20 protein-coding genes, 1 tRNA gene and 1 pseudogene are annotated in these 22,615 nt (G+C 43.4%); 6 read left to right on the top strand and 16 right to left on the bottom strand.

All coding sequences use genetic code 11. The features are described from left to right. Positions 1-51: 51 nt before the first annotated feature. On the bottom strand, positions 52-3,288 hold the full coding sequence (locus ACYCS5_RS23475; RefSeq protein WP_459760198.1) for a hypothetical protein: 3,237 nt from the start codon (positions 3,286-3,288) through the stop codon (positions 52-54). Between the two features lie 295 nt (positions 3,289-3,583). Here ACYCS5_RS23475 and ACYCS5_RS23470 point away from each other — a divergent pair, with 295 nt between their 5' ends. Next, positions 3,584-4,168: a helix-turn-helix domain-containing protein gene (locus ACYCS5_RS23470; RefSeq protein ID WP_007429779.1), complete on the top strand. Its 585-nt coding sequence runs from the start codon at positions 3,584-3,586 to the stop codon at positions 4,166-4,168. Positions 4,169-4,374: 206 nt separating this feature from the next. On the opposite strand, the pseudogene ACYCS5_RS23465 reads toward ACYCS5_RS23470, so the two are convergent. The 3 genes and pseudogenes from ACYCS5_RS23465 to ACYCS5_RS23455 all read right to left on the bottom strand — a co-directional run. Then, positions 4,375-4,757: pseudogene (locus tag ACYCS5_RS23465) on the bottom strand (ribulokinase); the annotation flags it as partial. 267 nt (positions 4,758-5,024) lie between these two features. Further along, entirely contained in the window at positions 5,025-6,131 is a 1,107-nt protein-coding gene (locus tag ACYCS5_RS23460) for a substrate-binding domain-containing protein (protein ID WP_459761335.1), read from the bottom strand. Positions 6,132-6,328: 197 nt separating this feature from the next. Then, positions 6,329-7,480: a sn-glycerol-1-phosphate dehydrogenase gene (locus ACYCS5_RS23455; protein ID WP_459760197.1), complete on the bottom strand. Its 1,152-nt coding sequence runs from the start codon at positions 7,478-7,480 to the stop codon at positions 6,329-6,331. A gap of 168 nt (positions 7,481-7,648) precedes the next feature. On the opposite strand from ACYCS5_RS23455, the gene ACYCS5_RS23450 reads away from it, so the two are divergent. Then, positions 7,649-7,852 (top strand): hypothetical protein, encoded by a 204-nt coding sequence (locus tag ACYCS5_RS23450; protein ID WP_069011059.1) that lies wholly within the window; start codon positions 7,649-7,651, stop codon positions 7,850-7,852. 112 nt (positions 7,853-7,964) lie between these two features. Here ACYCS5_RS23450 and fabV read toward each other — a convergent pair whose 3' ends face one another. Together fabV and ACYCS5_RS23440 are read right to left on the bottom strand one after the other, a co-directional pair. Beyond that, the gene (gene fabV, locus ACYCS5_RS23445; RefSeq protein WP_341071873.1) at positions 7,965-9,146 is read right to left on the bottom strand and encodes an enoyl-ACP reductase FabV; all 1,182 of its coding nucleotides are present in this window, start codon (positions 9,144-9,146) and stop codon (positions 7,965-7,967) included. Positions 9,147-9,315: 169 nt separating this feature from the next. Continuing rightward, a complete protein-coding gene (locus ACYCS5_RS23440) occupies positions 9,316-9,672 on the bottom strand; it encodes a winged helix-turn-helix transcriptional regulator (RefSeq protein ID WP_029516671.1) in 357 nt (118 codons plus the stop codon). Positions 9,673-9,869: 197 nt separating this feature from the next. Here ACYCS5_RS23440 and ACYCS5_RS23435 point away from each other — a divergent pair, with 197 nt between their 5' ends. After that, on the top strand, positions 9,870-10,400 hold the full coding sequence (locus ACYCS5_RS23435; RefSeq protein ID WP_029516670.1) for an NAD(P)H-dependent oxidoreductase: 531 nt from the start codon (positions 9,870-9,872) through the stop codon (positions 10,398-10,400). Positions 10,401-10,492: 92 nt separating this feature from the next. Here ACYCS5_RS23435 and ACYCS5_RS23430 read toward each other — a convergent pair. After that, a tRNA-Leu gene (locus ACYCS5_RS23430) sits at positions 10,493-10,577 on the bottom strand. A 376-nt stretch (positions 10,578-10,953) separates the two neighbouring features. On the opposite strand from ACYCS5_RS23430, the gene ACYCS5_RS23425 reads away from it, so the two are divergent. Continuing rightward, positions 10,954-11,394, top strand: coding sequence for an N-acetyltransferase (locus ACYCS5_RS23425; protein WP_449291696.1), 441 nt, complete (start codon positions 10,954-10,956; stop codon positions 11,392-11,394). 14 nt (positions 11,395-11,408) lie between these two features. Here ACYCS5_RS23425 and ACYCS5_RS23420 read toward each other — a convergent pair whose 3' ends face one another. Further along, complete coding sequence (locus ACYCS5_RS23420) at positions 11,409-11,927, bottom strand: GNAT family N-acetyltransferase (protein ID WP_342446122.1); 519 nt, start codon at positions 11,925-11,927, stop codon at positions 11,409-11,411. Positions 11,928-11,997: 70 nt separating this feature from the next. Beyond that, positions 11,998-12,513: a hypothetical protein gene (locus tag ACYCS5_RS23415; RefSeq protein WP_341039182.1), complete on the bottom strand. Its 516-nt coding sequence runs from the start codon at positions 12,511-12,513 to the stop codon at positions 11,998-12,000. Between the two features lie 311 nt (positions 12,514-12,824). Between ACYCS5_RS23415 and ACYCS5_RS23410 the strand changes: the two genes are divergently transcribed. After that, positions 12,825-13,328 (top strand): hypothetical protein, encoded by a 504-nt coding sequence (locus ACYCS5_RS23410; RefSeq protein WP_341039181.1) that lies wholly within the window; start codon positions 12,825-12,827, stop codon positions 13,326-13,328. Positions 13,329-13,523: 195 nt separating this feature from the next. Here the strand turns inward: ACYCS5_RS23410 and nspC are convergent, their stop codons facing one another. From nspC to ACYCS5_RS23375, 7 genes are all read right to left on the bottom strand, one after another. Next, positions 13,524-14,663 (bottom strand): carboxynorspermidine decarboxylase, encoded by a 1,140-nt coding sequence (gene nspC, locus ACYCS5_RS23405; protein WP_029516665.1) that lies wholly within the window; start codon positions 14,661-14,663, stop codon positions 13,524-13,526. 8 nt (positions 14,664-14,671) lie between these two features. Continuing rightward, positions 14,672-15,871 carry a saccharopine dehydrogenase family protein gene (locus ACYCS5_RS23400; protein ID WP_016819676.1) on the bottom strand — a complete coding sequence of 400 codons (1,200 nt, stop codon included), beginning with the start codon at positions 15,869-15,871 and terminating at the stop codon, positions 14,672-14,674. Positions 15,872-16,185: 314 nt separating this feature from the next. Next, positions 16,186-16,455 carry a bacteriocin immunity protein gene (locus ACYCS5_RS23395; protein WP_449291694.1) on the bottom strand — a complete coding sequence of 90 codons (270 nt, stop codon included), beginning with the start codon at positions 16,453-16,455 and terminating at the stop codon, positions 16,186-16,188. A 157-nt stretch (positions 16,456-16,612) separates the two neighbouring features. Next, positions 16,613-18,493, bottom strand: coding sequence for a molecular chaperone HtpG (gene htpG / locus ACYCS5_RS23390; protein ID WP_459760196.1), 1,881 nt, complete (start codon positions 18,491-18,493; stop codon positions 16,613-16,615). 180 nt (positions 18,494-18,673) lie between these two features. Beyond that, a complete protein-coding gene (locus tag ACYCS5_RS23385; RefSeq protein WP_069012174.1) occupies positions 18,674-19,297 on the bottom strand; it encodes an SMI1/KNR4 family protein in 624 nt (207 codons plus the stop codon). A 154-nt stretch (positions 19,298-19,451) separates the two neighbouring features. After that, complete coding sequence (locus ACYCS5_RS23380; RefSeq protein WP_029516660.1) at positions 19,452-20,765, bottom strand: WD40 repeat domain-containing protein; 1,314 nt, start codon at positions 20,763-20,765, stop codon at positions 19,452-19,454. Between the two features lie 50 nt (positions 20,766-20,815). Further along, entirely contained in the window at positions 20,816-21,289 is a 474-nt protein-coding gene (locus tag ACYCS5_RS23375; protein WP_029516659.1) for a DUF7716 domain-containing protein, read from the bottom strand. A gap of 133 nt (positions 21,290-21,422) precedes the next feature. On the opposite strand from ACYCS5_RS23375, the gene ACYCS5_RS23370 reads away from it, so the two are divergent. Beyond that, positions 21,423-22,553, top strand: coding sequence for a phosphodiester glycosidase family protein (locus ACYCS5_RS23370; protein ID WP_459760195.1), 1,131 nt, complete (start codon positions 21,423-21,425; stop codon positions 22,551-22,553). The last annotated feature ends 62 nt before the right edge of the window (positions 22,554-22,615 follow it).

Below are 22,615 nucleotides of genomic sequence, written 5' to 3'. Positions count from 1 at the left end.
TGCCTATACATCTAATGATCTGTTATATTTTTTCGAAGCCAAGACATCCTTTTAATCTGTAAAAGGAAATACCTTTTTTGTCCGTTTAATGATGTTTCCGTTTAAATCATAATCCAATTGAATTTGATCACCGGTGAATAAGATAACTTTATTCAGTCGGTTTCCTTTGCCGTATTCGTATGAAGTATCTTTGCCAAGCGCCATATGGGCTGCCTTAATTACAGTTTGCAATGCACCGCTATTAATTTCTGACAGCTTCACATAAACCGTTTGACCTGCCTTCATCTCATACTCTAAGACCGTGTAATCCCAACCATATATTTGTGCTTGCTCAGTTGAGGAGACAAGCTGACTACTAAAATCAGGGTCCGTAAACAAGGCTAGAATTGGCTGCTGCGCAGCAAAGTTGGATTTCTCCTTCATCGCAAAACGGTAAATCCCGTCTTCTTTGGGTGTAAACCGATATTTCCCTTGTTGGCCTACCGTAAAGTCAACTTCCTTATCTATAAGCTCAATTAGCTCGTCCAGCTTGCTGTCATCGTTATTTTTTACAGCAAACACACGATAAGGCGCTCCAAAGTTAACAGCAGGAGTAGTTGCAGCTACGGCGAGATGAATATTTCCGTTAGCTGGCACTTGCTGTTGAGTGTCTGTCGCCTCTTTATGTTCACGAATCACTTTTCCAGCATGATCTGCAACAGTGAACTGATATGTTCCACCCGTTGCTTTCGCATTCGTCAAAACAGGTGCTTCCTGGTTCCCGCGATTGATCCATACTTCCTGTTTGCCGCCAGACAAAGACGTTTTTAATAATGCTGGTTCTGTGCTTGGATCTGCTTTAATGTCATTGTTGAAATGAATGGTTACAGCTTGCGGCGAAGTGACGGTTACAACAAGTGTACCTCCTGCTCCAAGTGAGATCTCAGGTAATGAAACACTCATACCTGCTCTATCCACCTTGGAATTCACACCGCTACCTTCTCCATACATGGCATAGTCATAGAGACGGCTTGTGTCTGAAGCATCTGTGGTTAATGAGGAAGCCTGTGAGCCAATATTATGGAATACATAGCTTTCTCCCTGCTTGATGGTAACCTGATTGCCTGTTGGCACCTCGGCAGCCTCAACATCGAATATTCCTAATACAGCTCCATAAGTCACTGGCACATCCGAAACCGTCGTTACAATGGCATAACCTCCGGCCTGTACCAATGGCAATTGAGTTGTATCCTTAGCCTGGCTGTACACTGTCCCATCTGCCTTATAATTAATGTAATTCCATTTCATACCGTTGACCGAAATGACGTCAAGGGCCTTGTCCAAAGTGCTAACATTTATAAATTTCCGGCTTTCACCGCGTTTCAATGTAATTCGATGGAAGGCTGCCTGTGCGTTAAGCATAGCCTCTACCTTACTGCTGTAAATAAAGGTGATTGGCCGATCGGATACATTGGTGACAATGGCTTCACCGCCCGCAACAATCTCTGGGTCCACTGTATTGTTGAAATGATCTGATGTCAGTAAACGAAGCCCTCGATAGCTTGCCGAATCAAAGCGTGCACTTCCACTACTTTTGTCATGCCGCAATGAATTCGATTTGCTATCATGATTGCGGAAAATGTACGAATCTCCCGGCTCCAGCGTCGTTTGCCCAATACCATTATCATCTTCGCTGGCCTTAAAGCTCCGATAGATACCCCCAAACGTGATTGGCGTGTCACTGGTTACCGTCACACTAGCCTTTTTACCTGCGCCAACCAAAAAGGTTGAGTTCCCGGTATTGCGCCTGGATTGCTCTGTATCATCTGCTTTATACAGGACCACATCAAATTTTCCTTTAACAGTTTTGGCTGTGCTGTGCAGATTCCTCAAATGATCACTAATATTGGTAAAAGCATAACTTTCACCTTTCGAAAGTGTTACCCGCAAGAAAGCAGGATGGCTACTCGTTTCCCAGGAAAAATCATCTGTATAATCAAAGATAATAGGATTCGGACCAATCACAGTCACAATGGCATATCCCGAAGGCGGGATCATGGGACCAGACTGGCTGTTAAAACCAGAGGAATTTACCGTTCCATCCGGCTTGTAAATAGCATAGTCGAACAAGCTTCCTACCTTTTTGGAGTTATTGTAGATCGGATTCATCAGCGTACCATTGTTGTGGAAAATGTAGCTCTTGCCTACCTCAAGCTCCACACGGCTGATTGCATCTCCACCCACTGGACGGGCAATAAAATTGCGATACGGAGCCCCGTATGTCACCGGGTTTGCAGTGACCTGGGTAATTACCGCGTATCTGTCCACAGCAATCTGCGGCTTCGCCGTAGTGCCACTGCCGCGTGAAGCCTCTGTTCCGTTTGCCAGATAAACAACATAATCAAGTTTATCTTTAGATGTACCGTCACTTTCCACCGTATCCAATCGGGTTCCCACATTGATAAATTGGTAGCTTTCCCCCTGATTTAGGGTAACCCGCGCATAAGCCGGCTCGCCGGTGCTTTCTATACTGTATTTACCGTATGGAAATCCGAAGGTAACCGCATTGGCAGTGGAACCTGTAATAATCAGTTCCTCGCCATCACCCAAAGAGGGATGAGCAATGCTATTAAGATCAGATGCGGATAAAGTTCCGTCTGCCTTGTATTTTGCGTAATCAAAACGGCGATTGTCTGCATTTGACCCATCATGCTGAATCGAACGGGCAGTCCATCCTTCATTCACAATCCGATAGCTTTCATTTTTAGAGACCGTAACTCGCTCTAGTGCCGGGTCCTCCGATGTACTGTAGGTGAAGACGTCCGTTACTTTTACGGTTAATGCTGCTGTTCCTGTATTCGTAATAAACGCTGTGCCTCCCCCAGGAACACCAATGGGGCTTATGCCATAGTCCATATGGACAGTGCTGATGTCTCCGTCCTCTTTGTAACTTACACTATCGTACAAAATGCCTTTTGATTGAGAAGCGTTGCTATATATGGACTTACTGATCGTATCTGTATTCTCGAATTCATAGGTTTCCCCAGGTTCGATAACAATTGACGTATACTCCACCGCTGCCAAACTCATCATGAGTGCGTCATAAACACTGTTTGTCGCAGAAGTGGGCGGTTTGAAAGAAACCGTTCCATCAGAAAGCTGTTCCTCCTGTACCAAACCTGCATGGTCTTGTTGTATCCCGCCCGTTGCATCTTGTTTTTCTGCCCTTGCTACAACAGGCAGACACAGCAAGGTGTTAATCGCTAAAATCGCCGTCAGAAACCATACCACTACCTTTTTACAAATCATCTAGCTGTATAACCTCCCTTTTTCTCGTCAAAAAAATGCATGTTGGGCTGCAAGGACCCACTTTTCTCTCTGTACATCCTTACAATCGTAAGAGAAGAACATATTACCTCCATTTCCATTAAAAATGTCACATTTTAATATATCGACACCTTAAACTTCCATTTTTATAGGTCAAATGGACCTTATTTTCCATAAACCGGTTAAGCCCATGGGATTAAAAGAAAATCAGGAGAGGAGCCACTTGCAAACCCCCCTTCGGGTATAGTAGTATGTGTTTAAAAAAATCGGAGGGTATATGCCTAAACAACAAGATAAACATTCCATTCAGGCGTGGTCTCTGATCAATCGCAAATATTTGGGAAAAGGCGTGCGTGTCAAACGTTTTCGTAAACCAACACGCTGTCAAGTACGCAATCGCGTTTTGCTTGCCGTTTTGATGGCTAATGACATTAAACTGTCCCAACTTGCCGAGGAGCTTTCCATTTCCTCCCGTAGTGTCAGTGCGTGGGTATATGAAGGTCGCATTCCCGGCAACACTAATCTGGAAAAGACATGTAATACACTTGGTTATCCGCACCATATCCTATTTAATGAAGAGGTTGTCCGGCGTTCACCACTCATCTGTCAACCAGCGCCGTCCCGTTTTATGAAACGGACTGTGACTCGTTCTCCGGTTAAAAATCGGATTTTGGCGGGTCTATGCATGGTACATGATATTTCGGTGACCGATGTGAGTCATTGGATTGGCGTTCACCCCGGTACATTTCGGAAATGGTTGCATCAGGGTACCGTTCCTTCGCAAACCTTCCAGGATCAGGCGGAACAGTTTTTCCGTATTCCAAAATCCATTTTGTTTGCTGATGCCATGCTGAAAAAGTAAAAATGTCCGTAAAAGAGAAATGGTTGTAATTTTCATGAAAGTCTTTGAAAGGAACGCATTACCATCTTTCATTCGCTGAGACTTTCACATCATGTAATTTCACAGAATATAAAATGCAAAAAGCACAGTCTACCGATTCCTCGGTGTACTGTGCTTTTTAGATAACAGAGCATTTAAATATTTCTTGCTTATATTTTATCAGTATCTTAAGAATGAATGCTTACCGCTTCAGTTGAACGTCCCGCTTCTTCCTTAATGGACTTTAGCTTTTTCATCACAGGGTTGCTCCACGTCCAAAGTAGTCATGAAGACGGCAGTATTCCTCGTACAGCTTATCATACACGGCCGCGTTCTCAGGGATCGGTTTGAAGCTCTCGTCCCGTACACGTGCCATATGACGCGCTGCTTCGATGATATCATTGTATCCTCCAGTTTCAGCTCCCGCAGCCACTGCTGCGAACATGGCCGCACCCAGCGCAGGAGTTTGGGTGGAAGCTGCAACCTTAAATAAATTCCCGTCCGGTTACGTCAGCAACGTATACCCGACAATAAGCCCTGTCAGGTTAGTGTCGACCAACAGAGAACGGTTACAGACCGATTGCATTGACCCTTTATTCTTGGTTCTGCTTTCATTATATAGTTGTACGTACAACTTAGCTAACCTTTTTATGTTTTTTCGATAGATTTATGTACTTATTTTCAGAAAAGATATAACAATAACAGTCTATTTCTGCAATCCAGAAAACAGACTGTTCGGTATGGCGAGAACCATGCCCATCAAATATGAAGCGTTACAGCTGTATACTTACTAACCTGTCCTTACATGTTAAGTAATAAAAGTGACTGATCTCCCAGCCTAGTGTTCTCCAGGCATGACCTGGACAGGCCCTGTAGATTCACGAACGATGAGCTCAGGCGGTAGAATTAACTGACGATCTTCTTCATGGTACCCCTTCTCTTCAATCATCGACAGCATGGTATCGGCAGCACGTAACCCCAATTCTTCCTTTGGATGCCGAATTGTCGTTAGCTTGATTTCTGTTGCTGTCGCCAAAAACGAATCATCAAACCCAACCAGCGATAGATCATTGGGTATATTCAGACCCGCCGAACGTACAATATCCAGGAGTCGAACAGCCAACTCATCATTATAGGTCACCCATCCAGTAGGACGCTCTCCCGCCTCCATCGCCAGCAGCCTCGACGCACGTTGTAGCGGAATCTCATTTTTTTCTTCTGTCCGGTAAGTCGTTACTGCGTTCGGGTGTAATGTCACTCCGTATTTGCGGTGAGCGGCCACAAATCCCTTCATACGAAGAATCCCCTGCATATCATCGGTTTTGAAAAATCCAGCCAAGCGTCGATGTCCCAGCTTAATCAGATGCTCGGCCGCCAAAAAACCACCCTTTTCATCATCTACTCGCAGACATGGCGCATCCATTTCCTCATAACGCGCATTGATCATCAAATAAGGGATTTGGCGATTTTCCACGGTTAAATAATAGTTCAGATTGGGGTTACGCTCTCCACTTTTGGTCGGTTCAATAATAATTCCGCTCAGCGGTTGACTTAACAGCATTTCCAGGCACTGACTTTCTTGCTCAGGGTCATTACCTGTACTTGACAGCAGCATCTTGTAGCCCTGGCGACTCAATTTGGATTCAATTCCCTGTACAATGGAAGGGAAAATATAATCCGAAATATAGGTTGTAATGACTCCAATAATCTTTGGATCTTCGGGCTGTTTACTGTCACGTGTCGCGACAAAGGTTCCCTTGCCCTGCATTCGAAACAGCCATCCTTCCTGCACCAGTTCACCCAGCGCCTGACGCACCGTTTGCCGACTAACAGCAAATTGTTCAGACATTTCATGCTCAGATGGAAGCTGGCTTTGCGGTTCCAGTTTGGATGAATGAATCCAGGACAAAATTTCCTGTTTAACTTGTATATATTTGGGCGCCATAATTTCCTCCGTACTTGCAATATCGTGTACCTGTTCATATTCCACGATTATAGCATACCGTTCATTTGTACATACAAATGTTACAGGAACAGGATATCGTCGTATTGCTGTCGGAAATGTAAACCCATTCACTTATCCCTTCCTTGCCACACATAACTGGCCGAATATCTAAGGACAATTTGTATAGATGTTGCACATTACGAACGAAGCAATTGATGTTCGTTCATATACTTGAGCCCAGTATAGCGATCACGCAAGGTATGAGCCGTGCGCAATGCACGAGCAAGCTGTTCCTCCGTAACCCCAAGCTCGGTAATGGTAGATGGACCTCCGACCTGAGCCAGCCATGCACGCATCTGCTCCGACGTAGGCAAAGCCTGATACACCTTAAAAGCCTCTACATCCTGGCTGGATGCTAAATCCCTGTACAGGTCAGACAGCAATGCGGATGCTACGCCTACTTTGGCACCATGCAAAACTTGCTTGCGTCCCTCTGCAATAAAATCCATTTCAATTCGGTGGGAAATATGATGCTCTCCCCCTGACGCTGGACGGGAATGATCTATCATCAGCATCGAAATACCGGATGCAATCAGCGCATTCATCAATACCTCGACACCAGCCTTGCTGCCTGCCGAAATCTCATCGACATGCTCTACACAGGCACGCAAAGCCTCCTCGGTAATGCGATTAGCCACGGGCGAATACGGCTCGTTTCCCAAATCTCTGGAAACATGCCAGTCCGCTAGTGAGGTGAACTTACCAAGCATATCGCCAAAACCTGCAGCAGTCATCGTCTGTGGCGCATTTGCCAGCACGGACAAATCAGCAAAGATCGCCTCTGGCGGAACTGCTTGGAATGTCTGCTTGCTGCCGTCCACAATCAGTGGTGCGCCTGCGGAGGTAAAACCATCCACCGAAGCAGCCGTCGGTACTGACAAGAAGGGACGATTCATTTTATAACATACGAAGCGAACCAGATCATGAATCGTGCCAGAACCTACAGCAAGTACAGCCTGACTCTTATCCGCCACACCCAGCAGCACCTTCATAATGTAGGTTTCATCAGCAATGACATCCCCTACAGCATTCGGAGGTAAACGGACTACATCAACTGTCAAACCTGCCTCCCGGATCAGCTCAGCTACTTTTTTTCCAGCCGCAACCGAAGTATGCTCATCTTCTACCAGAGTTACATGACGATAATCCTGTTGGTTCAAATAAGGAACAACAGCCTCCAATGCTCCATCTCGTACCTCAATAAACAATTCAACCTTTCGGTGAGGATGATCAGCGTTACTAGCCTGCGCCTCTTCGTTCCACAGCTTGATCTGTTCATTCATATTCATTTCATCAGCCTCCTGAAAAAGGAATAATTTGCACAAGAATGATACATAATGATTAATAGATTCCGTTTGAAAACGATTACTATTTAATTGTACGCACAAGTGTGTGTCTAAGTCCAGAGAAAAAGTACAAGTTACTTTTTAATTTATACATTCGAAAGGAACATGTTTATGAAATTTGGAACGGATATTGCCTGCGCACTTGGGTTACTGGCAGGTACAACGTTTGGCAGTGGTATTGCATTTTTGTTCGGCTGGCAAGCTTACCGGGCCCTGACTTCTGTTGCAATCTTTGGCATTGCAGGGATTATCATTACCATTGCCGTTTTTCGCTTGCTGCACCGTAAGTCGCTTTCCACGTCTAATTCTCGATAAATGCTGTTAATGAAACGAGTGCAACTTGTATTTTGCTAGAATATAAAAAAACGGGCCTCTTAAGCCAATTGCATCGCTTGAGAGTACCCGTTTTTATTTTACACATATTCACTTATGAAGTCGTGTCTACCTCTGGGTTAACATCTAATTCATAATCAATTTCATCAAACCCGAATCCAAATAATTGGAGGAAATCCAGACGGTATTGTTCGAGATCGCCCAATTCAGATACATTTTCTGTAGTAATTTCGGACCAAGCTGCTTTGACAGCCTGCTGTACATCGTCTCTCATTTCCCAGTTATCCAGACGGATGCGTCCTTCTTCATCCGTTTCCACCGTGGACCCACTGTATAGCGTCTCGAACAGACGTTGTGCCTGCTCAATACATCCCTCGTGCAGTCCCTTTTCCTTCATGACCTTAAACAGCAAAGAAATATACAATGGTACGACTGGAATAGCCGAACTGGATTGTGTAACCAAAGCTTTATTCACAGAAACGTAGGCTTTTCCATGATAACGTTCCAGTTGCTTTGTTAGAGTATGTGCTGTAGCTTCCAAATCATTTTTAGCTTGGCCAATGGTTCCTTTACGATAGATAGCCTCCGTAATTTCGGGACCAATATACGAGTAAGCCAGTGTGGTTACCCCTTCAGCCAGCAGATCAGCTTCTTCCAACGCTTTTAGCCACAAGGACCAATCTTCGCCACCCATTACCGTGATGGTGTTCTCAATTTCCTCCTGCGTAGCCGGTTCCAGCGTAATTTCTGATACGACACCTGTATTCGTATTCACTGTTTTATTAGAAAAAGACTGTCCGATAGGCTTGAGAACGGAATTAAAAGTTTCACCCGTATCGGGATGTGTCCGTCGCGGTGAAGCGACACTATACACAATCAGGTCTACCTTGCCCAGCTTTTCCTTTACCAGCTTCAATGTCTCCTGCTTAATTTCATGAGAAAAAGCATCTCCATTAATGCTTTCTGCTATGTAGCCAGCTGCTCTGGCCGCTCTTTCAAAGGCTACTGTATTATACCAGCCTGCTGAAGCCGTGCGCCCCTCTGATGCGGGACGTTCATAGGATACCCCTATGGTATCCGCTCCCAGCCCAAAGCTCGCAGCAATACGAGAAGCCAGCCCATATCCAGTAGATGCTCCGATCACAAGTACCTTTTTAGCTCCTTGTATTGATGTACTGTCTTTGATGTAGTTGATCTGACGATTAACATGAGCCGCACATCCTGCAGGATGTGCAGTCGTACATATGAAACCACGAATTTTCGGTTTAATAATCATTGTAAATGGTCCCCCTACTTTGGCATTCATTTAATATGGATGGAATGGTTGTCCAGTCATTACTATATAGCAAATCAGCTTGTGGCTCAACATATAACATAGCACTTGAAGGCAGCCGAAGAAAACCGCCGCAAACATCGTAGTCTATAACGCTTTTTTACTCCACTATTCATTTTGAATCATATTCTAACAACATCACATCTTCTCCTTGCTGTTGTCTTATTTTGATATTAGCTCTTCCCCAAGAACACATTAAATCAATTATTTCATTTGCTGTTATACCATATTCCGTTATATAATACTCCACTTTTGGAGGCATCTGATTATACACATGTCTGCCAATGATGCCATCCTTCTCAAGTTCACGGAGCTGCTGTATAAGAACCTTTTGAGAAACGCCTGGAATACTGCGCTGTAATTCACTTGTCCTCTTTCTACCAGACATTAGTAAGCATATGATTAAGGATTTCCACTTACCTCCGATGATCTCAAGTGTTGCTTCTATGCCTAAATTATATTGTTTCATACGACCACCTCTTCAACGCTAAAATAACTAAGTTGATCTGATTAATTCTATAATCCCATATATTTACTCTAAGTACCATGCACACTTTCTAGTAACTATATTACTTTATTGTGTGTATTTACTTTTTTTATAGCGTACAGAATAATAAGACGTACCAACAAAAAACAAATGATGCTATGTAAGAAAGGTGATTTATGATGAAAACTCTCGTGATTTTAGCACATCCGAATATTGAAGATTCCAGAGTAAATCAAAGATGGAAACAAGAATTACTTCAGTATACCAATGAAATTACTATTCATGAGATTTATAAAGAGTATCCAAACTGGAGCATTGATGTTTTGAGAGAGCAAAAGTTACTTGAAACACATAGTAATATCATATTTCAATTCCCTTTATATTGGTATAGTTACCCACCTTTATTAAAAAAGTGGTTCGATGATGTTTTTACTCACGGATGGGCTTATGGTTCACAAGGTGATAAGTTAAAAGGAAAGAAGCTAGGGATAGCCATGTCCATTGGCGATAAAAAAGAAAATTACTTACCTACTGGTTCCGTTTCTTTCACTGTTGATGAAGTTATAGCACCTTTTAAAGCAAGCGCAGTACATGTTGGCGCCATAACATTACCCTATTTCGCTGTCTTTGGAGCCTCGTTTCAAGCAAGTGACGAAGACATTAATCAGAGTGCAAAGGATTATATCAAATATATATTTCAGTATAAATAAAATAGTTATAATAGTACACGCATCTTACCCATATAAAAACAGGCTCTTGGTGGCATCCAGCCAATCCAAGAACCTGTAAATGTTAGGCATGATGCGGTCGAGAGGACTCGAACCTCCACGGGGGGTTAGCCCACACGGACCTGAACCGTGCGCGTCTGCCAATTCCGCCACGACCGCATATTATGTATTCACACCGATGTTTTTCAATCACGGTAATTTAGATTATATCTTCCATAGAACATAAAATCAAGCTATTTTTATCTTATATTTTCTATGAATCATTCCCGTAAATATAAGAAAATCACTGGATATCACAAACCAAATATGGTAAAATGGATTCATCAGGAAAGGAGGTGCGTCAACATCAATAATCACATGTTGAGCGTATCCCTTACCCGGTCCGTTATTCTCTAATTTACAGAGTTGACGGAGGCGCGGGATACGGATCAAAGCTTTAATTAAGCGCCACGGGTAAAAAGACCGTCCTCGGACGGTCTTTTTTATTTCAACATCATCTATAAGATTACATACTGTACTGTGAAGAGGTGACACGATGTCGATTAGACCCGCAAATGTGGAAGAGCTCAACGAGTTGGCAGCCATCTGGCTAGATGCTTCCATAGAAGCCCATCATTTTATTGCTCCGCAGTATTGGACATCCCAAGTTACCGAGATGGAAAACAGGTACCTTCCTCTCGCTCAAAACTACGTTATCATACAAGATGATCATAGCATTGGCGGCTTCGTTTCCATGTTGGATGGATACTTGGCGGCTCTATTTATACGTGTTGATTCTCAAAGAAAGGGCTATGGCAAGCTACTATTAGATTGGGTGAAAAAGCAGCATGACGAAATTCAATTAAAGGTGTATCAGTCAAACACGAAAGCATTTAACTTTTATACTAAAAATGGATTTACCGTTCAAGCAGAATCTGTGGATGCCGAAACTGACGAGAAAGAATTGGTAATGGTATGGACAAAACATGAACGATAATGAAGTACCTTTAGCTATATAGTCTTCTTATTTAACCCATAGACCTCGGTATATAAAATCTCTTTACACGGAGCAAAATCCTGTTCAGCCAACGCACCTGGATAGCTCATAATTTGAAGCCGCAGATCAGCCTGTCCTTTTCTTAAAGGGGGCTGTACATAGTCAAAATGGTTCAGATGAAACCCCAAACGTTCATAAAAACCAATTCTTCTCTGAGTCCATTCATCCACTGGTGGCTCAACTTCCAGCACTACCGGTTTACCGGACTGTAAAATAAACTTGCTCATAAGCTCTTTACCTAACCCGCCACCCCGTATAGCCGAATCTACGGCAATATGCTCTACAAACCGAAAATCTGTAAACTCCCAGCCCGCCAAAAAAGCTATTGTTTGCCCTTGTTCGTCTTTTTTGGTAAGTAAACGATAACACGGATGATGAAGAAGAGCCCTCTGTGACTCGAATGTCCTGCATTCCGTTTCAGGAAAAGAAGCCTCCATAATCGCATATACTTGAGAGAATTCAAGTTCATTCATTTATACTTTCAACTCCTCTAACGTTAACTTGTTGGTCTACTAATGTTATTTACATTACGGTCCTAACCCTTTAGACCTTGTTTAATTCCATAAGCGTCAGCAATATGTGTTCCAACAGCTCTGGAATGTCTTCCATCTGATCTTCGTTAATTTGTCTGGAAAATCGGAGTTCAATCCTGTTTTGGTATGTAGATGTCCTCTCTCCGTAAATCTGACTAAGCGTTTGTACCGGTCGAAGATCGGGCTTCCAAATTTCGGTCAGTATATTTTCAATCCGGCTGCATTGTGACTCAATATCACGAATTTCCATGTAAAAACTCAACAACAAGACACATCCCGGAATTTGATCTTTGATTTCCAAAATTTCCGCAGCCAAGTTGTTTAAATCCGCCTTTAGTTGAACCTCTGCTGTCACACTCGGGTGTTCTCTCAGTCTGAATTGGACAGCAAATTCACGTGACATCACAGACATTTCCAATCTGTCGATCCGCTGTGTAATGTCAATACGTGAATCCAAATTATCCAGATCGTAAACAGCATTTTCTATAGCCACTTTTAAATTATCAAAAACGGTCGGGTCGAACATGTGCAATTCACCTCTGCCTATCGTTACAATTTATTTCCCAAGTCATGTCCAAGTTTGTTCCTAATCTAAAGAGTATACCATATATATTTTCCTCCAAGAAATGTGACCTTTAAACGGAACTCCTGGGACAAACTTGTGAACATGCAAAATGAAATTCTGTAACAAAATATTCTATTATATTTATTTTATTGATAAATATTCCTTTTTATTATTCCAATTTCCTGGTGATTGATATACAATTAACTCAGAAACAGTTACTAATATATTCATATAAATGAATATAAATCCCAAAAAAGAGAGGGCTCTTATTCATGAAAAAAGCGTTGTTGGCTTCATTAGGTTTTGCACTTATGCTAAGTACTTCTGCTGGTGTCGCATTAGCGGAAGAAACAAATTCCGTACCAGCCGCAAAGGAATCAACTCTCACCTCTGCACTTGAATATCATGAACAGGAACCAAATGATAGTTTTGAACAGGCTAACTACTATTTTATAGGTGATGCTGTTATCGGAAGACTTGGTGCAGAGGGAGTGCCTGGAGTCTGGGAAGCCTACGATGTATATAAAATCAAGGCTTTTGAATCACAAAAAGCTCATTTTACAATTCAGGGAGACAGATATTCAGATTCCTGGTTGCAGATGACTGTTTACGATAATACTGGTAGTAAAATGAAACGTTCAAGAGATGGTCAATATTCTTTAGATGTAGAACTTGAAAAAGGTAAAGAATACTACCTAGCCGTCGAGGTTTTTCCAGGACTTCAACCTGGAGGACATATATTTGACTATAAAGTCTCTTCTGAAGCTGTAAGGTAGACTAATTAAATTTATGTAACTTTTCAAGTAGTGAATCATTATTTAATGCCCGTTGTCGTATTGGATACATGCAACAGGCACATATAAAAACTAAAAAATCCTAACTACACCAAAAAGCCTCACCCCTTTCTCAAGGGGCGAGGCTTTTGTAGTTCATTCATTCTTCGGTACAGTCATTTAGATCACATCTATTTCTTACGACAAACGAGAACTAAAGTCCTCGTAGGAGAACTGACGGATTACCTTAATGCCTTCTTCGTCGTTGTAGCTGGCGATGGCTGGCAGGTTGACTCCGTTGAACATGTGGTTTTTGACCATCGTGTAATGGGCCATGTCGCAGAATACAAGCTTGTCTCCCGGCTTCAATGGCTCTTTAAAGGAATAGTCACCAATTACATCTCCGGCCAAGCACGTAAGCCCACCAAGTCTATAAGTATGTGCATACTCACCAGGTTTGCCTGCATCAATGATATTCGGGCGGTAAGGCATAGCCAGCACATCAGGCATATGACATTCAGCCGAAGTATCCAGAATGGCAATATCCATTCCGTTCTTCATCGTATCCAATACAGTAGCCACCAGATATCCAGTATTCAAAGCAATAGCTTCGCCTGGCTCCAGATAAACCTGCACACCATATTTATCCTGAAAATATTGAATACAGCGTACCAGCGTGTCCAGATCATAGTCTTCTCTGGTAATATGGTGACCGCCGCCGAAATTAAGCCATTTCATGTTCTTAATGTATGGCCCGAATTTCTCATCCACGACTTTAATGGTGCGCTCTAGCGTATCTGAATTCTGTTCACACATCGTATGAAAATGAATACCGTCCACGCCATCCAGATCCTCAGGTCTAAAGTTAGCCAGAGTCACACCCATTCTGGAGTTGTTGTAGCAAGGATCATACAACGGCGTTTCGATTTCCGAATATTCCGGATTCACCCGAATGCCGATGTCGATTTTTTTGGAAGTTACGCCTTGCACTCTGCTTTTGTAGCGTTTCAGTTGATCAAAGGAGTTGAAAACAATATGGTCAACATACTCCAATAGCTCATCAAATTCACTGTCAACATAAGCAGGTGCGTATACGTGAACTTCCTTGTCCATTTTTTCGCGACCAAGTCTAGCCTCGAACAACGAACTGGAGGTTACCCCTTTTAGGTATTTGCCAACCAGAGGAAAGGTCGAAAACATCGAAAATCCCTTAAGAGCGAGCAAAATACTGCAGCCTGTCCGTTCTTGAACGGAATTTAAAACCTCAAGGTTTTTGACAAGAAGTCTTTCGTCAACAAGATAACAAGGTGATGGAAGTCCTGTAATATCAATATTCATCGCAGACCTCAATCAAGCAACGTTGGCGTAAAGTTCTCTTGCCATGGCAATCCGTGTTTATTTAGGGCTTCCATAAATGGATCTGGATCAAATTCCTCAACGTTGTAAACGCCTGGTTTTTTCCAGAGACCTTTGATGATAAGCATGGCGCCGATCATGGCAGGAACACCAGTGGTGTAAGAAATGGCTTGGGAGCCAACCTCTGCATAACATTCCTCATGATCACAAACATTGTAAACATAATACGTTTTTGGTTTTCCATCTTTCACACCTTGGATGATGCAACCAATGTTTGTTTTGCCTTTTGTTCTTGGACCCAGAGAAGCCGGATCTGGCAAAATAGCCTTCAGGAATTGCAGTGGAATGATTTGTTGTCCTTCGTAATCAATAGGCTCGATCGAAGTCATGCCTACGTTTTGAAGTACATTCAAATGATTCAGATAATTGTCCGAGAACGTCATCCAGAAGCGGATTTTTTTCACGCCTTTAATATTCACTGCAAGAGATTCCAGTTCTTCATGGTACAAAAGATATATATTTTTCGGTCCAATTTCAGGAAGGTCGTATACCTTTTTCTCAGAAAGTGGCTCAGTTTCAATCCATTCTCCGTTTTCAAAGTAACGGCCCTTCGCCGTAATTTCACGAATATTGATTTCCGGATTAAAATTAGTTGCAAAAGGATATCCGTGGTCCCCTGCATTCGCATCCACAATATCAATCGTATGAATTTCATCAAAGTAGTGCTTTTGAGCATAAGCCGTAAATACTCCAGTCACGCCTGGATCAAAACCGCTGCCCAGCAGAGCTGTAATTCCTGCTTTTTCGAATCTTTCTTTGTAGGCCCATTGCCAGCTGTATTCAAACTTCGGCGTATCCGGCGGTTCATAGTTCGCCGTATCAACGTAATGAACACCTGTCTCAAGGCAAGCATCCATTATCGTCAAATCCTGATAAGGGAGAGCCACATTGATAACTACATCCGGTTGAAAGCTTCGAATCAAGTCAATGACCATGTCGGTGTTGTCAGCATCAAGCTGAGCCGTTTGAATCTTCGTACGACCTCCACCCAGCTTCTCTTTAAGCGCATCGCATTTCTCAACAGTTCTGCTTGCGATACAAATTTCTTCAAATACATCTGGGTTTTGGCAACATTTATGCACCACAACGCTGGCCACGCCACCGGCGCCAATAATCAATGCTTTTCCCAAAATAAATAACCTCCTTATTCCATACGCTAATCGCTAATCATTCTTGCAAACAAAATGATTATAAAGACATCCCACCAAATAATCAAGAAAAACGATAATTTGCTGTGTCAAAATTCACAGGAGCATGTCACAAAAACTTTACAAAACCCAAAATTAGGCATAAAACTCCGTAAAGTGAACAGAAAACAACTATTACCCCATACACCCCAGGGAAGTCAGCACACGTTTAACGGAAGTTTTTTTGAATATAATGCTCATAGCCCTAAAGAATTAATACTATCTTATTTCTAAACAAAAGACCACCCCTCCACATCCTATGGAGAAGATTCATGGGGTGGTAAAATGATGGGCTGATAGCGTAATGCCTCATCTACGATCTCTGCCGCACTCAAATCACGATCATCCCAGTAGATCAAATTACTGATCCCCGGATGAGGCGTATTTTGCATCACTATGGTCAACATACTGTCGATTTCCTCTTCTGTTCCCTCATCTCTGATGATTTTTTCTACTAACTGTATAAGCTCACTTCGTTCTAAACGGTCTAAATTTTGGAGTTCCTGGTTGGCTTGATCCAGACTCATATAATTGCCCTCCTTTGTATTGAGTATGATCGGCAATGTGTGGGCCCATCCCTTCTTCTGTAAGCGCTATATGGTCTATCATGAAGCTTTAGGAAACGTTTATGATAAATAAAGCCGCTCCCAGTACGGGAACGGCTCTATATAGTAATAAAGCTTGTTAAACCATGATTTTGCAAATATCGTTCGTGAATTCAACTGGATCTTCCAGTGGCAAGCCTTCGATCAGCAAAGCCTGATTATACAGTAATGCCGTATAGAGGTTTACTTTCTCCTTATCCTCGGCAAAAGCTTCTTTCAAAGAATTGAACACGGCATGGTTTATGTTGATTTCCAGCACTTTATTCGCTTTGACATCAGCGTTATTAGGCATGGCGTTCAAGATTTTTTCCATCTCAATCGTCACCTCGCCGTCTGCGGACAGACATACCGGATGTGTCTTCAAGCGCTTAGAGGCTTTAACACTGGATACCTTGCCTTCCAGCAAGCCCTTCATGTACTCGAACAGCTCTTTGTTGTCGTTTTGTTCTGCTTCTGTTTCTTTCTCAGTTTCGTCAGGCTCAATGCCCAGATCGCCGCTTGATACAGATTTGAATTCTTTCTCTTTGTAGCTTAAGAGCATTTTAATAGCGAACTCATCAATATCATCAGTGAAGTACAGAATTTCGTAGCCTTTGTCAGCCACCATTTCGGTTTGCGGCAGTTTTTCAATACGCTCGTTGGACTCGCCGGAAGCATAATAGATATACTTTTGATCTTCTGGCATACGTGATACGTATTCGTCCAAAGTAACCTGCTTTTTCTCTGTAGAAGAGTAGAACATGAGCAGATCCTGCAGAGTTTCTTTATGTCTGCCGTAATCGTTGTAGACACCAAATTTCAATTGTCTGCCAAATGATTTGTAGAATTGATCATATTTCTCCCGGTCATTTTTGAGCAAGGTCAGCAATTGGCCTTTGATTTTGCTTTCGATATTTTTGGCAATCAGCTTCAGCTGACGGTCATGCTGCAGCATTTCTCTGGAAATGTTGAGTGACAAGCTTTCGGAGTCAACCATACCTTTGACAAAGCTAAAATAATCCGGCAGCAGATCAGGGGATTTTTCCATAATCAGCACACCGTTGGCATACAACTCCAGCCCTTTTTCATATTCCTTGGAGTAGAAATCAAACGGGATATTCTCAGGAATAAACAGAATAGCTTGGTACACTACCGCGCCGTCCGCGCTGACATGGATATGCTGGAGCGGCTTGTCGTAGCCATAGCGTTTTTCCGCATAGAAATTTTGATAATCCTCGTCGGTCAGCTCGCTTTTGTTTTTTCTCCAGATCGGAACCATGCTGTTGATACGCTGTTCTTCCTCGTAATCCTCAAACTCGTTGTCGCTTCCCTCTTTCAACCGCTTGCCTGTAATATCCATTTTAATCGGATAGCGGATAAAGTCGGAGTATTTTTTAATCAGTGCTTTTAAACGATACTCGTCCAAATATTCGTCGTAGGACTCATCTTCGGTGTTTGCTTTGATTTTCAGAACAATCTCGGTTCCGACCTCGTCCTTCTCAGCTGCCTCAATGGTATACCCGTCCGCACCTGTGGATTCCCATTTATATGCAGTATCGCTTCCCAAAGCCTTGGTAGTCACTGTAACCACATCTGCTACCATGAAAGCTGAATAGAAGCCGACGCCGAATTGACCGATGATGTCATGACCATCCTTGGATTCATTTTCATTTTTGAATGCCAGTGAGCCGCTTTTAGCAATAACACCCAGGTTATTTTCTAGTTCTTCCTTAGTCATACCAATCCCGGTATCACGCAGGGTTAGCGTTCTATTATCCTTATTGGCAGTTACTTTGATATAATAATTTTCTTTGTCAAAGACCAGTTGATCATCCGTCAATGCTTTATAATAAATTTTGTCAATCGCATCACTTGCATTGGAGATCAGCTCTCTTAGAAAAATTTCCTTTTGCGTGTAAATCGAGTTAATCATCATTTCGAGCAGACGCTTGGACTCAGCCTGAAACTGTTTTTTCTCCATTCGGATATCTCCTTTCAGATGTAAACCTATGTAAGGCCAGCAGATATGAGCTATGCAAACGATTCTACTTTGTTAGCACTCCCATCTTTCGAGTGCTAGCCTACCTTTTTTATAACATTCCTCATTTTTTATGTCAATATCTCGGTTGGCTGAGCAGTAAAATTACATTTTAGGAAATCGCTAGTGTCTAATGTGTTTAAACATCACGTTAAACATTTCGACAGAGGAGGGAAACAGCCCTTGTACATGGGGAAGCAGATTACTCCTGATCCGCAGCTCATCCTCATCCAAATGCTGTAGGTCCTCATGAAAGAACCAAACAATAGGATAATCGCCGTCCTTATGTCTGCTACCTACATTTAAACAAACGGGACCTTGGTCGTCCTCTGCTATTGCAAAAGGAATGTAGCCTGCTGACAGCAGAGGTGACCATTGATCGATCAAATCATAAAATGCCTTTAAGCCTTGACCTACAGGCAGACGCGGGAACTCAACAAACGTACAATCGCTCCAGTATACTCCCGGAATGGATTCATTATCGAATTGTAAAGATACATAATGGTAGGACATGATAAAACTCCTTAGCAGGGGCGGCAGCTCAAAATGGTATTTTTCCTCCATCTCCCGAATTTCCTGTTCAGTAATCTGTGAAGGGAGAGGCTTCCACTTGATCCATCCCTCCTCGTCGACATTCCCATCACGCATTTCAATCGGTACATTTTCTTCCACATCCATAAAAAAGGCTTCATCCATCTGTGCAAATAGTTCCTTCATAGATGTACGAATATCCGCTTTCTTGTCCATGTCCTCACACCTCTTTCCTCTCTATTCGCATTTTGCATCATGGGTTTATGCCAAATGCTCTCTATATGAAAATAGCATTGTATTCATGTGTTACTGCACTTTTAAGTTCAGCTTATCAGAACTTGCTTTTATCACCATTTGCGGAATATTAGTATTACCAGCGCAACGGCTCATAGTTACGCCAGATCATCCAACGTTCTGTCTCGTGAATTAGAGCGGTGCCAATGCTATATTCGTCCTTCGTGCTGCTCTGCAAATCAATCAAATGAAGCATACCACCATACGTTCCAACCGCCAACATGCCTTCATCGGGTGTAACTGCCAGCCCGGATATCGTACTGCCGACAAAATAGCGCCAAAGTTCACGCCCCTCCCTGTCAATCAGACGGAGATAACCGTAGGCATCACCCAAAATAGATCCTTGCGTCAGTGCTGTTGCAGCGTATACTCGCATTTCTTCATTTATCATCGGCCACTCTTCCTTATTCTGAGCAAGACCCTGATCCACCTCAGCAATCGACACTTGAATGGTGGCGCCGTTGTAGAAATGACAGGCATTGTACCAGACATTCAAATCATCTTTGGAAAATACAGCATAATGCGGATAACTAGAATTTGGCTCCAATGTATGCACCGTCTTATCGGACAGATCCATAAGCATATGCTCACTCATCTGGCTACCGTAAGCGATCCAGCGTCCATCCCTCGACACAGCTCCATGGGCCATATCCACAATCGTGTCTTCCAGCTCTAGTTCTCTTCGTTCAGACGTCTTGGGATGGATCAAATCCACCTGATCACCAGCCAACAAATAAACGCCGTAACCGCATACCAGCAGAACTCGCTGTCCATCGCCAAACGGAATCACTTCATCTAATATATCCTCTGGATGCTCTTCATCTCCCAAGCACTCCAAATCAGGAATGGATGCTTTTAAGCGTCCTTGTATATCCTTCCACTGAAAATGTGCTGTCTCTTCTCCTTGCAGATTTAAGTCCGGTTGACGAACAATACGAATCCCCTGTCCATCCACCAACGCAAAATAAGTCCCGTCTGGCGAACAGCCTACTCGATGCAGTCCGGGGATTTGCAAGATTCTATCTTTTCCCGCCACATAGATCATTCCACATTCCCGAGGATTGCCCGCATGTAGAATGACTTCATTGCCTCCATTCATAAAAGCTATCGGCCTAACGGCTTGCAAAGCCTCCTCAAACGCTGCTGTAAGCGGCCAGGATGCAGCCGGAATTTCCCGACGTAACTGCTCTGTTTCCTCTGCCTGATTTGCGTCCTGAATCATACGAAAAATATCTTCAGCCAGTTTGGAGCGTTCGTCTTGCTTTGGCTCTGGCTGCTCCTGCTGCCACTGGCTTTCCATACCGATTCTGACAAATTCATTCACATCTGCAGCATACCTTTTTCCTTCCTGTCGCCACTTTGCTGCCATTTCATGATCCAACCAACTCATTCGCTTCCCCCATCCAGTGTATGTATGCCCCGTTTGATCTACAGGCTTGTTCATTCTGCTAGGTGGTTTCTCACCTTTGTCAGCACAGACCACAGGTCTGTCACTGCCTTCACCTCTTCATAGTCCAGATAGGCATCGTGCTTGTCATAGTATTTTACCGCTATAATCACCATCTGAAGCGTCACTGGCTGTCCAGCAGCCTTAAGGACTTCCACAATACTTTCGAAGGTCGCCAACTCAAACCAGGTTTGAACCTGACGATCTGGCACCCACTTGGGAATAGACTCGTCATGTTCGTTGGTTACGGCTGTACCCTCCTCTGCACATTCCTCTAGCCAATGCTCATCCCAATAATAAATCGGTGTGTGAACAGGGTCCTGATCCCATTGATCTACATTCACATATAACCAGTTATTATGCAGTTGCCCCACGCTATGCACCAATTCCTGCAATCCTTCAAACACACGATAAGACGGGCGCTCTCTGCGACGGTAATCCTCAAGTCTCGTCTCATACCTGCTCATCCCCAGCCACCCCGCTTCCTATATCAGTTAAACACTCAACATTCGTATAACATACATTTACAACTCACAAAATCCGATATAACTACAAGCACCTCGTAAAGTGTCAAGACTACATAAGGAGATTGATCTATTCATGAAAAGAATCACCGCACTTGTTATCCTGTCCTTGCTATTACTTGTAACCCCGATCTACGCTGCTGCCCCAGCACCTATGCTGGTCTATGTGGATCAAAGTAACCACTCCTTCATCCCGCTCCGTCTCCTGAACAGCTATGAAGGGATCACACTCAACATGACTGCCGCGGACAAAAAAATAGAGATCGCGCAAGGCAATACCCGGATCACATTATTCACCGGACAATCTACCGCCAAAGTGAATAACCAGACGGTCCGTTTGCAAAACGCTCCTTTTACCGATAATGGTTCGACCTATGTACCCTTGCAGTTCGTCAGCCAATATCTAAACCTGCAAGTCTCATGGCAAAAGGAAACCTCAGCTGTACGCATTAAGCAGGGTACAACGTCCGTCACGCTTCCGGTACTTACTGGTAAGCTACCCGGAAATACTACCCCCATTACAACGGCTCATAAAAGCTTCAAGGTCGGGTCTCGTACCTTTTCCGCTAAGGTGGTCACCATCTCTATGCTCCATCCCAAGGTAAGCCTAGACGTGGCTCTAGCAGGCGATACCATTGGTAAAGTGGAAGACTTAAGCAGTCTCGCCAAACGTAATCAAGCGGTTGTAGCCATAAACGGTACATTCTTTGATGCCTATACCAAAAGCTCCTACAAAACGCCTTACGGCTACCTGGTCAGCCATGGAAAGATGTTGAAAAAGAGCTCCGGCGACCAACGGACGGTCTTCACCTACGATGCTAACCATTTATCCGAGCTGGTGTCAGGTTCTGCCTTTGAACAACGCTTAAGTCAAGGCAGTGTTAAAGGTGCCCTTCAAGCCGGGCCTCGTCTGGTTACGAACGGTCAGGTTTCCCTAAATGTCAAAGCCGAAGGCTTCAAGGACCCTAAAATATTAACAGGCGGCGGCGCCCGCAGCGCACTCGGAATGAGTCGGGATCATAAGCTGATCCTCCTGACCACCAACGGAGCGACTATACCGCAGCTCGCCCAAATGATGAAGCAGGCCGGCGCTTATCAGGCCATGAATCTGGACGGCGGTGCTTCCAGCGGGCTGTATTACAACGGCTCCTATCTCACCACACCCGGCCGCCAAATCAGCAATGCCATTATTGTAAAGTATCAATAGCCAATAGAATGATAAAGAGCTGTCTTCACGGATCTGTAAGCTGTGGGGATAGCCTTTTTCCA

This window comes from Paenibacillus sp. SEL3 (genome assembly GCF_054602585.1).
The sequence above is the reverse complement of the archived record's forward strand: the minus strand, read 5'-3'. Positions and strand labels throughout refer to the sequence as shown.

Excerpts from the sequence above, each read along its gene's own strand:
- ACYCS5_RS23395 (WP_449291694.1), bottom strand. The coding sequence starts at position 16,455 with ATGAGTCTGGATCAAGCCAACCAGGAACTCCAAAATTTAGACCGTTTA.
- ACYCS5_RS23375 (WP_029516659.1), bottom strand. The coding sequence starts at position 21,289 with ATGAGCAGGTATGAGACGAGACTTGAGGATTACCGTCGCAGAGAGCGC.
- ACYCS5_RS23460 (WP_459761335.1), bottom strand. The coding sequence starts at position 6,131 with ATGGCGCCCAAATATATACAAGTTAAACAGGAAATTTTGTCCTGGATT.
- ACYCS5_RS23470 (WP_007429779.1), top strand. The coding sequence starts at position 3,584 with ATGCCTAAACAACAAGATAAACATTCCATTCAGGCGTGGTCTCTGATC.
- ACYCS5_RS23410 (WP_341039181.1), top strand. The coding sequence starts at position 12,825 with ATGAAAAAAGCGTTGTTGGCTTCATTAGGTTTTGCACTTATGCTAAGT.
- htpG (WP_459760196.1), bottom strand. The coding sequence starts at position 18,493 with ATGGAGAAAAAACAGTTTCAGGCTGAGTCCAAGCGTCTGCTCGAAATG.
- ACYCS5_RS23435 (WP_029516670.1), top strand. The coding sequence starts at position 9,870 with ATGAAAACTCTCGTGATTTTAGCACATCCGAATATTGAAGATTCCAGA.
- ACYCS5_RS23475 (WP_459760198.1), bottom strand. The coding sequence starts at position 3,288 with ATGATTTGTAAAAAGGTAGTGGTATGGTTTCTGACGGCGATTTTAGCG.
- ACYCS5_RS23415 (WP_341039182.1), bottom strand. The coding sequence starts at position 12,513 with ATGTTCGACCCGACCGTTTTTGATAATTTAAAAGTGGCTATAGAAAAT.
- fabV (WP_341071873.1), bottom strand. The coding sequence starts at position 9,146 with ATGATTATTAAACCGAAAATTCGTGGTTTCATATGTACGACTGCACAT.
- nspC (WP_029516665.1), bottom strand. The coding sequence starts at position 14,663 with ATGAATATTGATATTACAGGACTTCCATCACCTTGTTATCTTGTTGAC.
- ACYCS5_RS23420 (WP_342446122.1), bottom strand. The coding sequence starts at position 11,927 with ATGAATGAACTTGAATTCTCTCAAGTATATGCGATTATGGAGGCTTCT.
- ACYCS5_RS23455 (WP_459760197.1), bottom strand. The coding sequence starts at position 7,480 with ATGAATATGAATGAACAGATCAAGCTGTGGAACGAAGAGGCGCAGGCT.
- ACYCS5_RS23425 (WP_449291696.1), top strand. The coding sequence starts at position 10,954 with ATGTCGATTAGACCCGCAAATGTGGAAGAGCTCAACGAGTTGGCAGCC.
- ACYCS5_RS23385 (WP_069012174.1), bottom strand. The coding sequence starts at position 19,297 with ATGGACAAGAAAGCGGATATTCGTACATCTATGAAGGAACTATTTGCA.
- ACYCS5_RS23450 (WP_069011059.1), top strand. The coding sequence starts at position 7,649 with ATGAAATTTGGAACGGATATTGCCTGCGCACTTGGGTTACTGGCAGGT.
- ACYCS5_RS23370 (WP_459760195.1), top strand. The coding sequence starts at position 21,423 with ATGAAAAGAATCACCGCACTTGTTATCCTGTCCTTGCTATTACTTGTA.
- ACYCS5_RS23380 (WP_029516660.1), bottom strand. The coding sequence starts at position 20,765 with ATGAGTTGGTTGGATCATGAAATGGCAGCAAAGTGGCGACAGGAAGGA.
- ACYCS5_RS23440 (WP_029516671.1), bottom strand. The coding sequence starts at position 9,672 with ATGAAACAATATAATTTAGGCATAGAAGCAACACTTGAGATCATCGGA.